The 13,079-nt window shown below is 48.1% G+C and carries 12 protein-coding genes and 1 tRNA gene; 6 read left to right on the top strand and 7 right to left on the bottom strand.

Annotated elements, in window-relative coordinates; all coding sequences use genetic code 11:
- Positions 1–57: 57 nt before the first annotated feature.
- Both Q0698_RS06300 and Q0698_RS06295 read right to left on the bottom strand, forming a co-directional pair.
- Positions 58–507, bottom strand: a complete 450-nt coding sequence (locus Q0698_RS06300; protein WP_298634854.1) for a DNA polymerase III subunit chi — start codon at positions 505–507, stop codon at positions 58–60.
- Positions 483–1,955 (bottom strand): leucyl aminopeptidase, encoded by a 1,473-nt coding sequence (locus Q0698_RS06295; protein ID WP_298634853.1) that lies wholly within the window; start codon positions 1,953–1,955, stop codon positions 483–485. Before Q0698_RS06295 ends, Q0698_RS06300 begins: the two co-directional genes overlap by 25 nt.
- A gap of 87 nt (positions 1,956–2,042) precedes the next feature.
- Between Q0698_RS06295 and lptF the strand changes: the two genes are divergently transcribed.
- Both lptF and lptG read left to right on the top strand, forming a co-directional pair.
- Entirely contained in the window at positions 2,043–3,131 is a 1,089-nt protein-coding gene (gene lptF / locus Q0698_RS06290; RefSeq protein WP_298634851.1) for an LPS export ABC transporter permease LptF, read from the top strand.
- Positions 3,118–4,188, top strand: a complete 1,071-nt coding sequence (gene lptG, locus Q0698_RS06285) for an LPS export ABC transporter permease LptG (RefSeq protein ID WP_298634850.1) — start codon at positions 3,118–3,120, stop codon at positions 4,186–4,188. The genes lptF and lptG overlap by 14 nt, the downstream gene beginning before the upstream one ends.
- Positions 4,189–4,213: 25 nt before the next feature.
- Here lptG and Q0698_RS06280 read toward each other — a convergent pair whose 3' ends face one another.
- The 4 genes from Q0698_RS06280 to Q0698_RS06265 form a co-directional block, all read right to left on the bottom strand.
- Entirely contained in the window at positions 4,214–4,777 is a 564-nt protein-coding gene (locus Q0698_RS06280; RefSeq protein ID WP_298634848.1) for an RDD family protein, read from the bottom strand.
- Positions 4,778–4,827: 50 nt separating this feature from the next.
- Positions 4,828–5,166 carry a hypothetical protein gene (locus Q0698_RS06275; protein WP_298634846.1) on the bottom strand — a complete coding sequence of 113 codons (339 nt, stop codon included), beginning with the start codon at positions 5,164–5,166 and terminating at the stop codon, positions 4,828–4,830.
- 71 nt (positions 5,167–5,237) lie between these two features.
- A complete protein-coding gene (gene putP / locus Q0698_RS06270) occupies positions 5,238–6,695 on the bottom strand; it encodes a sodium/proline symporter PutP (RefSeq protein WP_298634843.1) in 1,458 nt (485 codons plus the stop codon).
- Positions 6,696–6,879: 184 nt separating this feature from the next.
- Positions 6,880–6,965: transfer RNA gene (locus tag Q0698_RS06265), tRNA-Leu, on the bottom strand.
- A gap of 215 nt (positions 6,966–7,180) precedes the next feature.
- Between Q0698_RS06265 and queA the strand changes: the two genes are divergently transcribed.
- From queA to secF, 4 genes are all read left to right on the top strand, one after another.
- Entirely contained in the window at positions 7,181–8,239 is a 1,059-nt protein-coding gene (gene queA, locus Q0698_RS06260; RefSeq protein ID WP_298634841.1) for a tRNA preQ1(34) S-adenosylmethionine ribosyltransferase-isomerase QueA, read from the top strand.
- Positions 8,232–9,380 (top strand): tRNA guanosine(34) transglycosylase Tgt, encoded by a 1,149-nt coding sequence (tgt, locus tag Q0698_RS06255; RefSeq protein WP_298634839.1) that lies wholly within the window; start codon positions 8,232–8,234, stop codon positions 9,378–9,380. Before queA ends, tgt begins: the two co-directional genes overlap by 8 nt.
- A gap of 129 nt (positions 9,381–9,509) precedes the next feature.
- Complete coding sequence (gene secD, locus Q0698_RS06250; RefSeq protein ID WP_298634837.1) at positions 9,510–11,360, top strand: protein translocase subunit SecD; 1,851 nt, start codon at positions 9,510–9,512, stop codon at positions 11,358–11,360.
- A gap of 10 nt (positions 11,361–11,370) precedes the next feature.
- Entirely contained in the window at positions 11,371–12,288 is a 918-nt protein-coding gene (gene secF / locus Q0698_RS06245; RefSeq protein WP_298634835.1) for a protein translocase subunit SecF, read from the top strand.
- 155 nt (positions 12,289–12,443) lie between these two features.
- Here the strand turns inward: secF and Q0698_RS06240 are convergent, their stop codons facing one another.
- Positions 12,444–12,914, bottom strand: a complete 471-nt coding sequence (locus Q0698_RS06240; RefSeq protein ID WP_298634833.1) for an Lrp/AsnC family transcriptional regulator — start codon at positions 12,912–12,914, stop codon at positions 12,444–12,446.
- Positions 12,915–13,079: the final 165 nt, after the last annotated feature.

The raw sequence follows: 13,079 nt of genomic DNA, 5'->3' as shown, positions 1-13,079 counted from the left end.
TAAAGATTTTAATGTGGTTTGGTGGCGAAATTTGACTGGAACAAGATTTTCTTGAGCTCAGATTTCGTGATAGCGCAGTGGATAGCCGCGAGATTTGTAGAACTTCCAAGCCTCGCGCTTTGCACTGGCATGCTGCTCGTCGGTATTGGTAATCTCTAGCAGGCGCGCAAAGCGACTGAAGCACTTCGAGATTTCTGTACTCAGTTGAATCATGATATCAGCTGTGGCGATAGGAGCATGAGACTCGTCATAACCGAAGGCAATTCCATTCGACTGTGGTTGGTGTGAGCCAATATAGCCAGGAATCAAGGAATGATCGGAGAGGGTGTTGAGTTGTGTTAACAGCGCATTCGCCTGTTCTTCAGAGGAACAGTGAACGTAGGTAGGGTGGCCTGCACGCCATGACTTACAGGCAAGTCTAAGCGCACAGAATGATAGCGACGCGGGGTCGCTATCATTGATCTTATAGAAGTCGACAGTGGTCATGCTGAGGCGTTGCGCAACCATTCTACCAATAGCTTCACGGGACGACCTGTCGCGCCCTTTTGTGCACCAGATAACCAAGCTGAACCGGCGATATCGAGGTGTGCCCAAGGTGTATCACCCACAAAGCGAGCGAGGAAACACGCGGCTGTGACGGAACCAGCTTCTTTACCACCAATGTTACCCATATCGGCAAAGTTGCTGTTCAATTGCTGCTGGTAGATATCCCACAGCGGCATGCGCCATGCGCGATCGCCGGTTTGTTCGCCCGCAGACAGAAGATCGTCCGCTAAGTCTTCATTATTCGAATACATTCCTGAAGCGTGGTGACCTAGAGCGATAACACAGGCGCCGGTAAGGGTAGCAATATCTACTACGGCAGCCGGCTTAAAGTTTTCGATGGTGTAAGTTAATGCATCACACAGTACTAAGCGGCCCTCGGCATCGGTATTAAGGATTTCAACGGTTTGACCGCTCATCGTGGTAACGATGTCACCAGGCTTTGAAGCGTTGCCAGCAGGCATATTCTCCGCGGCGGCAACAATACAGACCAAATTGATGGGTAGTTCCATGTCGAGAACGGCTTCGATGGTGCCAAATACCGATGCAGCGCCACACATATCGAACTTCATCTCGTCCATGCCTGCGCCGGGCTTAAGGCTGATACCGCCCGTGTCGAAGGTAATACCCTTACCAACTAGCGCAATAGGCGCGCTATCTTCAGGGCCGTTGTTGTATTCCATGACAATTAACTGCCCAGGAATAGTGGAGCCTTTGGCTACCGAAATGAACGCGCCCATACCTAGGGCTTCCATTTCATCCATACCCAACACCTTGGTGTTAAGCTTCTCGTGGACTTGCGCCAGTTCAACGGCACGTTCTGCTAGGAATACTGGGTGAGCGACGTTTCCTGGCAAGTTGCCGAGGGTGCGAGCTACGTTGACACCTGACGCGATAATTGCGCCTTCGTTCAGGGCTGCATCCAAGAGGTCGTTGTCACCATCGCAGTGCAGGGTAACTTCTTCAAGCGCGCTGGCTGGCGCTGGCTCGCTTTTATAGTCATCAAAACGATAGGCCGAGTGAACGATGGCTGAAGAAACCGCTTCAGCGCGTTCTGACAAATATTCGTCGCCCAGCAGCTCGTTAAGATAAAGCGTTGCATTGGAGGCATTCGCTTTGAGCATTGATGCGGCCATGGCCGTTAAGCATTTTTGCAGGTTAGCTAAATTGTCTTCATCACCGCAGCCAACTAGTAAGATGCGCTTAGCGGGACCGTCAACGAGGGGAATTAAAAAGGCTTCGCCGGTCTTTGCCTTGAAATCGCCAGACTCCAATACGCGAGCGATAGCTCCGTTTGCTGCAACATTGAGAGCTTCCGATTGACCTTGTAAGTCTTGTTCGGGACGCAGTGCGAGTACCGCGAGTTCTGTCGTTTGGGTAGTGACATCACATGACTTGGCAGTAAATTGCATAATACTTAATTCTCTTTTTAAGGTTAATTTCGACTAATATGGGGTATAGTGTAAGTCAAACTGTCCCAACAAAGAAAATATATTACAGTGATCTTGTTTCGATATGTATCGCGTGAAATTTTAGCGACCTTTTTTGCGGTAGCCAGTGTGCTGCTGTTAATCGTTGTGAGTAACTCGTTAGCGCACTACTTAAGCCGTGCCGCAGCGGGCTCATTAGACCCTAGCGTTCTCTTCTGGATCCTACTTTACCGCATTCCAGCTAGTCTAGAAATCATCTTCCCTCTGAGTCTTTTCCTTGCCGTGCTGTTAGGGGTAGGGCGCATGTATATGGATAGCGAAGTAGCAGTATTATTTGCGACGGGTACTAGTCTGAAGAGGCTAAGTAGATGGATCCTTACACCCGCATTAGTCATTGCCGCTGCTGTAGGTTGCATTACCTTCTATGTTGGCCCTGCGGGGTTGCAGGCGGCCAACACCGTGTTTGATGAGCAGCGAAGTCGATCTGAGGTTGATCGCCTAATTCCAGGGCGATTCATGAATATAGGCGGTGGATCGGGTGTTGTTTACACCGAGTCCGTTGGCGAGGGCAGATTGGGACGCGTCTTTGTGGCTTCTGCTGAGAAGGACGAACAGGCCTTCGTAATTTTAGCTCCGTCAGCGCACGAAGAGCAATTAGCTGAAAATCGTTATATCGTACTCAATGATGGTGTGCGTTTTGATGTGACACCGGGCGAATTAGGTGGAAGAGAATTACGCTTTGATGCGCATGGGATATTAATTCCCCAAGCGGATATTGAAGAAAAAGAATCGAAGTTGAAGATCTGGAGCACAATGGAACTCTGGGACGCCGGTGAACGTGAACATATGGCGGTACTCCACTACCGACTTTCGCTGACTATCATGGTGCCTATCATCACTCTCCTAGCAATCGGGTTTGGTCGCTCCAACCCGCGTTCGGGTCGCTTTGCCAAAGTGATCCCGGGAATTTTAATATTCCTATTGTACTTCTCACTAATTACCGCGGCTCAGTCGGCGATTGAAGATGGGCAAATACCAACATGGTTGGGAATGTGGTGGATTCATATAAGCTTTGCCACGCTCGCGTGGTGGTTACTAACATCAGATGAGCGAGAGATGAAGAAATCAGGCGGGGGTGTTGAACATGCGCCTGATTAAGCAGTATGTATCAAGTAGTGTGCTAAAAAGTACATTAGTAGTCCTGCTCGCTGTTTGTTCTCTGGACATTATTACCACTATCGTAGACCAAGCAAATGCAGTGCGCGGTGATTATACCTTCCCAGATGTCTTGGAATATACCGCATATTTAATCCCCAAGAAATTAGTGACAAGTGTTCCCATCGCTGTGCTTATTGGTGTGCTATTCGGCTTAGGGCAATTGTCTTCCACCAGTGAGTTAACCGTGATGCGAGCAGCGGGGCTTTCGGTGCGAAAGTTGGGCTGGTTCGCAATGCGGGGCGCGTTGCTAATTATTTTCTTGGGAATGTTTATTGCCGAGTATGTGGCCGCTCCATTAGAACTTCATGCCGAAGCGACGAGAGACATAAAGCGAATGGGGGCGGAAGTTAGTGCTATTCAAGATTCGGACAATGGTTTCTGGGGGCTTGAAGGGGATGAATTCTTTCATGTTAATACCATTCTTCCATCGGGTAAGATCTACGGCTTAGTTCGCTTTAGATTTAACGATAGTTACCAACTCGAACGGGTAGAATTTAGCGAAGAGGCGCTTTACCTTGATGGTTCTTGGCTACTTCAGGAAACATCGGTTTTGGTTATCAATGAAGAGCAAATGACTGAAAGCGAGATACCCGAGTCATGGTGGCAGTCCGAAATGTCACCAAGAGTCATGCAAATTGTTGCGGCAGACGAGGCTAATTTATCTATTAGAGACCTCTGGTATTATGCTGACTTCCTGTCATCACAGGGTTTAGATAACCGAGTATATGAACTGACTTTCTGGCAAAAGGTGCTCCAGCCGCTAGCAAGTATGAGCTTAGTTTTCATCGCTATCTCGTTTGTTTTTGGACCGCTGCGACAGGTTACCATGGGAGCACGAATCTTTACCGGAGTGATTGTTGGTATCGTTTTCTCTACGGTACAACATATTTTGGGACCAATTAGCTTAGTTTATGGCTTATCACCAATCTTAGCCGTGGCAATGCCGATACTGGGTTGTTTCATTATTGGTGGCTATCTCTTGAGACGCGCGAAGTAATAGGGTCCTATTGACTCATCGTATCTTAAAAGACGCCGCCACTTTTTACTCCGATACGCTGATCTTTAGGTACTTCAACAATCCTGGTTGAGCTCACTAAGTCAGTCAAGCTAGCTTTTTGCGCGATTAAGCACGCCGCATAGTTAGCGATAAAAAGCCCATAGGAAATCCACGCCATAATCGCTGATTCAAAGTTAGAAGCAGCTAAAAATATACCGACGCCTAGTCCCACCACAACAAATCGCAGCGCGGTCTCGCGCCAGTTAATAAGCTCTCCATTGGTTTTTTGAACACGAAGCTTCCAGGCTTGCATCCCTAAAGTCTGACCATTTCGAGTCCAAAATAAGCCGAAAAATAGGATTAGTACTAGAACCCATCCAGCAAAGAGAATGAGCTTCCAAGCATCACTATACATGACGCTGTAGTCACCCTCTGTCGGAGCACTTTGCAGTTGGTAAGCAATTAGGGTAACGATACCGAAGTACGCCAGGCTCACCGCCATGATAAGGAGAGTGTCGTAAGCAAGCGCAGCAATACGGCGCCAGATTCTGCCGGGAGGCATTTGTTGATAGTCGGCTGCGCTAAGCATTGAGTTGTTCCAAATTATTTTTCCCCGCAGTCTACCAAGATTTTGGGTACTTAAAAAGTTCTACGCAGGTTACCAGCTGCTCCAAATTGAAAATAGAGATCTTTTTTCTCTAAGAGTTGGTACAGCTGAAAAGCGCTAGCGTGCCCACTCAAGGCGACTTTACATTCATGATTCAAGCGGACGAGATTAATGATCATGCGGCCGTTGAGGTTCTCGTTATGAGTAGGAAGGCGCTTTGAATCCAAGGTATTGACATCCAGCGCGTCAATCTTGGCTTCCAGGTACTTATGGAACTCCTCAATTTCGCTCAGTTCAACACGATAGCGTGACCGCAGAATCTGGTGTGAGGGCTGATCGATGGAAGGTTTGAAATACAATATCTGGGACATCAAAGTAACTCTAAATCAATGCGACTACTGGAAGAGTGTAGTCGCATTTAGGCCATCTGCCGTTTAATGTTTTAGTCTATCTGCCGTTTCATCTCGTCAAACAAAGCTAGTTTGAGTGGCGTAGGTTTTGGCGTCAACAGACTCACTAGAATGGCCATGCCTAAAGCGGCGATGAAGCCCGGCACAATCTCATAGATCAGACCTCCCAGCCCAAGACGAATCCAAATTAATACGACAACGGCACCCGTAATCATTCCAACCACCGCACCCCAATAGCTGAGGTTACGCCAAAATAAAGCGAGTAGAATAATGGGCCCAAAAGCAGCTCCAAATCCAGCCCAAGCATTACCAACTAGTCCTAAGATGCTTTCGCTAGGATCGAGTGCTAGCCATCCCGCTACAAGGCAGACAGCCACAACAGATAGTCTTCCAACGAGTACCACCTGAGAAGAGGAGGCATTTCGCGCAAATGCCTTGTGGAATAGATCTTCGCTCAGCGAACTAGCCGACACCAATAATTGTGATGAAATCGTACTCATAATTGCAGCGAGAATAGCAGCTAACAGAAATCCAGCTATTAACGGGTGGAAAATGATTTGCGACAGAATAATAAAGATCGTTTCAGGGTCGGAGACCGTAACATCAAATTCGCTACTGTACGCTCGACCTATCAAACCGACACCGAGTGCACCGAAAACCGAGACGATCATCCAGCCCATGCCGATACGTCGAGCAGTCGGTAATTCTCGAATGGACCTAATTGCCATGAAACGAACAATGATATGAGGTTGACCGAAATACCCAAGTCCCCATGCCGCGCTGGAGATAATAGCAATGACACTGACTCCCGTAGTCATTTGTAGCAGCTGAGGGTCAATTTCCTTTAGGTTTTCGACCGGAGCCTCCGTCAAGGTAAAGGCTACGACGGGCACAATGACTAGGGCGAGGAACATAATACAGCCCTGAACGAAGTCCGTCAGACTAACCGCCAGAAAGCCACCGAAGAGCGTATACGCAACAACAACCCCGGCGGTCAACATAATGCCTAGCTCATAGCTTTGTCCAAACGCAGATTCGAAGAGTTTGCCGCCCGCTACCAATCCTGCAGACGTGTAGAGAGTGAAGAAAACAATGATCACTAGTGCTGAGATTGTCCTTAACGCCTGCCCGTCGTTATTAAAGCGACTGCCTAGGAAGTCGGGGATGGTGACGGCATCGTTAGCAAGCTCGGTATAGACGCGCAGACGCGGCGCAACCATGCGGTAGTTTAAGTAGGCGCCCACTACCAGGCCCACTGCAATCCAGGCTGATGACAGCCCGCTGATATACATAGCGCCCGGTAAGCCCATTAGGATCCAACCACTCATGTCAGAAGCCCCGGCGGATAACGCCATAACGCCAGGAGTGAGTTGTCGTCCGCCTAATAAGTATCCTTCAACATCATCTTGAGTATTACGATAGGCGTATAAACCGATGGCAAGCATAACTAAAAAGTAACTGCCAATTGAAATGAGAAGATAGGTATCCATGATTACTCCCGTAGGTTATTTCGAAAGCATGAACGCTTCGAGCGGGATTTTCAACCTAGGCTGCGATTTGTGGGTAAATATTGAGGCTCTACTCCTAGGAAACTAAACCCTGGGGGATTGAAAGAAGTAGGTTCTTAACGCGAAAAAACAAAAATGCCCCGCGATTGCGAGGCATTTTTAGATATGGTACCAGAGGCCGGACTCGAACCGGCACGCTGTTTAGGCGGGGGATTTTGAATCCCCTGTGTCTACCAATTTCACCACTCTGGCATCTGGGGCGCATATTACTGAGACGCCCTAGGACTGTCAACCAACTTTATAGCTAAGTTGCTGTTTTTAATGCAGTTAGCTTGTTCGCGTTTGATGTCTAAGCAGTTAAGTGGCGCAATGAGTTGCCCAGATGGAACTATAGTTAGTATTTCGAAGTGGTAATCGAGCAGGTTTTTCGCTAAGGTTGCGCGCGCAAAAAATACACAGAGACTATTATGAAACGATCGTCCTTTAGCTTTGATCTTCCCTCCCATCTCATTGCAGATATGCCTATGAGTGAGCGGACTAGCTCGCGCCTTTTAAAATTAGATGGACATACGGGTAGTACTGAGGACCTCGGTTTTCGTGATGTATTGTCACTGATTCATCCCGGTGATCTCTTAGTATTTAATGATACCCGCGTCATACCGGCTCGCTTATTCGCTCAAAAGGCGACGGGTGGCAAGCTTGAAGTGCTTATAGAGCGCGTATTGTCCGATGACTCAGTGTTAGCGCATATCCGTTCATCTAAGTCCCCGAAAGAGGGCAGTCTCATCAAGTTTCCCGACGAGTCGAGTGCTCAGGCTGAGATGGTTGGGCGCGAGGGCGCTTTATTTAAATTAGTCTTTAACCAGCCGGTACTCCCGCTCCTTGACCGCATTGGTCATATGCCTTTGCCGCCCTATATTGAACGCTCGGACACCGAAGCGGATAAAGAGCGCTATCAGACAGTTTATAATCGCGCCCCCGGAGCGGTGGCGGCGCCTACCGCTGGATTGCATTTTGATGATGCATTGCTCTCCGAGTTAGCAGCCAAAGGTGTTGATACCGCATTTGTTACCCTTCACGTTGGCGCCGGCACCTTTCAGCCCGTTCGAGTGGATGACATTGAAACGCACGATATGCATTCCGAATGGGTTGAGGTTAGTGAGTCCGTGGTTGAAGCGGTTGAGCAAGCCAAAGCACGCGGCGGGCGTGTCATTGCAGTGGGGACCACTTCGGTTCGGAGTTTGGAGAGTGCGGCACAATCAGGCCAGCTCAAGCCCATGCGTGACGATACTTCAATATTTATCTACCCAGGCAAGTCATTCAATGTCGTTGATGCGTTGATTACCAATTTTCACCTGTCTGAATCAACACTCATTATGTTGGTCTCCGCGTTCGCCGGATACAACTTTACTATGAATGCTTATCAGCACGCGATAGCAGAAGAATATCGATTCTTCAGCTATGGTGATGCCATGTTTATTACTCGCAATGACGCTGCGAAGGCAGAAGAGGTTCCTGATGCGTAAAGAATGTTTTATGAGTTTTGAGTTGGACAAAACATCCGGGCGCGCTCGCCGTGGACGTTTGAAGTTTCCTCGGGGTACCGTTGAAACGCCAATTTTCATGCCAGTGGGAACCTACGGCACGGTAAAAGGCATGACGCCTGAGGACCTACTGAAGGTCGGGTCGCAAATCATCCTTGGAAATACTTTCCACCTTTGGCTGCGCCCAGGGACTGAGGTCATTAAGGCGCACGGAGATCTGCATGATTTTGCCGGTTGGGATAAACCGATTCTGACAGACTCTGGTGGCTTTCAGGTATTCTCATTGGGTAAGTTGAGAAAAATCACGGAAGCGGGAGTGAGCTTCCAGTCTCCCGTAAACGGTGATCGTGTTTTCTTGGACCCTGAAACTTCGATGCAAATTCAGCGAGATTTGGGTTCGGACGTGGTCATGTGTTTCGACGAGTGTACGCCATATCCGGCTACCCACCGCGAAGCAAAAGATAGTATGGAAATGTCGTTGCGCTGGGCGCAGCGTTCTAAGGATGCTCATGGTGATAATCCATCGGCACTCTTCGGCATTATTCAGGGCGGAATGTTTGAGGATCTGCGCAAAGAGAGTGTAGAGGGCCTGTTAGAGATCGGCTTTGATGGCTACGCGATCGGTGGCTTATCAGTGGGTGAACCCAAAGACGATATGTTCCGAGTATTGGATGTTACCGAACCCCTTATGAACGAGGATCAGCCGCGCTACTTGATGGGCGTTGGTAAACCGGGCGATTTAGTTGAGGGCGTGCGTCGTGGTGTTGATATGTTCGACTGTGTAATGCCAACTCGTAATGCTAGAAATGGTCATCTTTTTGTTCATGAAGGTGTCGTAAAAATTCGTAACGCTAAGCATAAATTGGATACTGGACCCTTAGATCCGCACTGTGATTGCTACACCTGTCAGAATTTCTCACGTGCCTATCTCCATCATCTGCACCGCTGTAACGAGATGCTGGGTGCCCAGTTGAACACGATTCACAACCTCCGCTTCTACGTTCATTTGATGGAGCGAATTCGTGATGCGTTAGATGAAGATCGTTTTGATCAGTTCGTGACTGACTTCTACGCGGCGCAGGGACTTGAAGTCCCAGAATTGACGCCGCCAAGCGAATCCTAACGACCATCAGGTCATAAAAAACACGTTAAGTAGGGAATTCAGTTGAGCTCTCTACTTGAAGTGCGCATAATCGACCCCATATAACCCTTTCATAATGATAATTGGATCAGCTGCGGCTGAAGACGTTTTATGCCTAATAAAAATAGCTTCTTGAAAAGCTTTGTTATCCTTACGCTGTGTTTACTTGGCGCATTGTATGCACTCCCTAATATTTATGCTCCGGACCATGCTTTGCAGATTAATGGTTACGATGGTCGACTTGAAAATGTGGATGTTGTAGAGCGTCAGATTAATACCGCGTTGGAAAATGCGGAAATTGAAACCATTCTTATGGAACAGACCGATGCTGGAATTTTAGTTCGACTAAACAGCGCCGACGCCCAACTGCGTGCCAAAGAAGTAATTAGCGAGGCGCTAGGACGGGAATTCGTGGTCGCGATGAACCTCGCAGATACCACGCCCGAGTGGTTAATTGATCTTGGTGCTTCGCCCATGACATTGGGTCTTGATCTCTCTGGTGGTGTTCACTTCCTACTTCAGGTAGATACTGCCCAGGCGGTTCAAAATAGTTTAGAGAGCCGTGAGAGCGAAGTCCGCACTCAACTCCGGGAAAACCGGATTCGCTATAGTAATGTAGCGACTGAGAATGGTCGTTTGAATGTTGTGCTTCGTGATGTCGCTAAGGTTGCGGAAACCACGACGCTGCTTCGTACCACTTATCCAGACTTGAATGTTGAGGTAAGCGAGACTGATGCCCTAGCAGTTAATATTAGTTTTTCTGACGCTAAGGTTAGAGAGCTAGAGGATTATGCGGTTCAGCAGAATCTGACTAGCTTACGAAATCGTGTCAATGAACTTGGTGTCGCCGAACCTATCGTTCAGCGTCAAGGTCGCTCGCGTATTGTGGTGCAGTTACCTGGCGTTCAAGATGCGGCGCAAGCTAAGCGTATTATTGGTAAAACGGCCAACTTGCAATTCCACCTTGAGTCAAATTCATCGACGCCGTCGTATTTGCGCGAGACACTGCCGAACCGTGATAATCCAAATCTCACCGCCGTCATCGATCGCACGCCGATTGTAACGGGTGATCAGGTGACGAACGCTCAGCCTACCTTTGATCCACAAACTAGTACTCCACAGGTTTCTATTACCCTTGATGGTGCGGGTGGTACGCAGATTAACCGCGCGACTCGCGATAACGTTGGGCGTCGGATGGCAGTTCAATTTATTGAATATAAAACGCGTTTCCGCACGGTAACTAACGAAAGTGGTGAAACGGTTGAAGAACCTTACCAAGAGGCGGAACGCAGCTGGATTTCACTAGCGACCATTAATTCGCCGCTATCAAACCGCTTTGTGATTACTGGAATTAGCCCCGTTGAAGCTCGAGAGCTTTCACTGCTTCTTCGTGCTGGTGCACTTGCCGCGCCGGTATATTTTGAAGAGGAGCGAACTATTGGTCCATCACTGGGTGCCGAGAATATCGCGAAAGGTATTGATTCGATTAAGATTGGCCTTGGCTTAGTGGTTATCTTCATGATCCTTTACTACCGTGTTTTCGGTGTTATTGCCAACGTAGCGCTGACCGTAAACTTAGTGCTAATGGTTGCGGTAATGAGTGTCCTGGGTGCCACGCTAACGATGCCAGGCATTGCCGGGATGGTCCTTACAGTGGGGATGGCGGTAGATGCTAACGTACTGATCTTTGCTCGAATACGGGAAGAGTTAAGGAATGGAAAGAACCCTCAGGTGGCGATTAATTCTGGTTACGAGCGAGCCTTCAACACCATCTTTGATGCGAATATCACGACCTTCCTTGTAGCGGTGATTCTTTACGCAGTGGGTACAGGGCCAGTTCAGGGCTTTGCCGTCACCTTAATGGTGGGTATTGTCACCTCTATGTTCACGGCAATTTTGCTAACCCGACTCATCGTCAATGCCATTTATGGCGGTCGTCGTGTGTCGAAGTTGATGATTTGAGGAGCGAGTTATGAGTGAGCAAAAAACAATTGATTTTATGTCGCGTCGTAAATGGGCGGCACTTTTCTCTGCCATTTTAGTGGTTGCTTCCATCGCATCGATTGCGACGAAGGGACTAAATTTTGGTTTGGATTTTACCGGCGGAACCCTACTCGAACTCGAGTATGAACAGCCGGCAGAGCTTACCGCCATCCGAGAGCAGCTTAACGGCGCGGGCTTCGCTCACTTTACGGTTGTGAACTATGGTTCCGAGCGTGATGTGATGGTTCGTATGCAAGGTACGGGGAGTGCTCAGTTATCCGATAGCGTACTAACTACTTTGCGCGAGTCGGGCGAGAAAATTGTGCTAAAGCGAGGCGAGTTTGTAGGGCCTCAGGTAGGTAATGAACTTCGTGAACAGGGTGTTCTAGCAATGATTGCTGCGTTGGCGGTGATGATGGTCTATGTATCCGTCCGGTTCCAATACAAGTTTTCGGTCGGCGCCGTAGCGGCGTTGGCGCACGATGTTATCATTACGGTGGGTATTTTCTCGTACTTCCAATGGTCCTTTGATTTGACGGTTCTTGCGGCGGTGCTTGCGGTAATTGGTTACTCGCTCAACGATACCATTGTTGTATCGGACCATATTCGTGAGAATTTCCGTAAGTTACGTAGTGATGACTCTGCTTATGTGATCAATTATGCAATTACCCAAACACTCGAGCGAACGGTAATTACCTCATTTACAACCTTGCTAGTGGTACTTTCTTTGTTCTACTTCGGTGGTGAGATGATTCATGGCTTCGCGTCAGCGCTGTTAATTGGTATTGTTGTGGGTACTTATTCATCAATTTACCTTTCTGCGAATGCCCTGATGTCGATGAAGCTCTCTCGAGAGGACCTACTCCTTAAAGAGAAAGAGGACATTGATCCGAACGGTGTTGTTTAAGCGTTAGGAACCTTTTTTCGAAAACTAAAATGCCCGCTACTGGTCCAGTAATGGGCATTTTTTTTTGCAGTACGCCTCATGGCGAACCCCGACAACTCCGCTAACTTCCTCGATATCCCATTCGGTCGCTGAGCATTGAAAATGTTGGTAGTTAACTAGTCCAGCGGCAGTGCGGTGCTGTTCTTGATCTCGGTCACGGCGATATGGGAGTGGATCTCACGTACCAGTTTGTTCGCGGTTAGTGTATGGCGAATGAAGTGCTCATAGCTCTTGATGTCTTTAGTGATGATCTTGAGCATGTAGTCCCATGTCCCTGCCATGGTATAGCATTCCACGACTAACGGCTCTGTGGACATGGCTTCCTCGAATGCGTTGAGGTCGAGATTGCTCTGTGCAGCGAGATTCACAGTTGCGAAGACAACAATATCTACGCCAACGGATTCACGATTCAGAATAGCAACTTGGCGCTTGATGACTCCTAAGTCCTGTAGTCTTTTAATTCGCCGCCAACAGGGTGATTGGCTCATATTTACCCTGTCGGCAATCTCGGATGAGGTAAGGGAGGCATCCTGCTGAAGGACATTCAAAATACGCTTATCCTGTTGGTCGAGCTCGGTCACAAGCATCTCCTTATCTAAGTGGAATTAATATTTTGTAAATTATATACATAAATAAATCAAAAGTTGAATAAAAAATTCAAATTAAGGCAAAACTTAGCTTATTGAAAATAACAATTTCGCCGCGGAGATTCTAAGATTATGTAATAACTAATCGCCTGATCTTATAACAAA

Origin of the sequence: uncultured Umboniibacter sp. (assembly GCF_947497555.1) — a bacterium.
GTDB lineage: Bacteria > Pseudomonadota > Gammaproteobacteria > Pseudomonadales > DSM-25080 > Umboniibacter.
The sequence above is the reverse complement of the archived record's forward strand: the minus strand, read 5'-3'. Positions and strand labels throughout refer to the sequence as shown.

Coding starts and splice junctions, on each gene's coding strand:
- Q0698_RS06300 (WP_298634854.1), bottom strand. CDS start 507: ATGGTTGCGCAACGCCTCAGCATGACCACTGTCGACTTCTATAAGATC.
- Q0698_RS06295 (WP_298634853.1), bottom strand. CDS start 1,955: ATGCAATTTACTGCCAAGTCATGTGATGTCACTACCCAAACGACAGAA.
- lptG (WP_298634850.1), top strand. CDS start 3,118: ATGCGCCTGATTAAGCAGTATGTATCAAGTAGTGTGCTAAAAAGTACA.
- Q0698_RS06280 (WP_298634848.1), bottom strand. CDS start 4,777: ATGCTTAGCGCAGCCGACTATCAACAAATGCCTCCCGGCAGAATCTGG.
- Q0698_RS06275 (WP_298634846.1), bottom strand. CDS start 5,166: ATGTCCCAGATATTGTATTTCAAACCTTCCATCGATCAGCCCTCACAC.
- putP (WP_298634843.1), bottom strand. CDS start 6,695: ATGGATACCTATCTTCTCATTTCAATTGGCAGTTACTTTTTAGTTATG.
- queA (WP_298634841.1), top strand. CDS start 7,181: ATGAAACGATCGTCCTTTAGCTTTGATCTTCCCTCCCATCTCATTGCA.
- tgt (WP_298634839.1), top strand. CDS start 8,232: ATGCGTAAAGAATGTTTTATGAGTTTTGAGTTGGACAAAACATCCGGG.
- secD (WP_298634837.1), top strand. CDS start 9,510: ATGCCTAATAAAAATAGCTTCTTGAAAAGCTTTGTTATCCTTACGCTG.
- secF (WP_298634835.1), top strand. CDS start 11,371: ATGAGTGAGCAAAAAACAATTGATTTTATGTCGCGTCGTAAATGGGCG.
- Q0698_RS06240 (WP_298634833.1), bottom strand. CDS start 12,914: ATGCTTGTGACCGAGCTCGACCAACAGGATAAGCGTATTTTGAATGTC.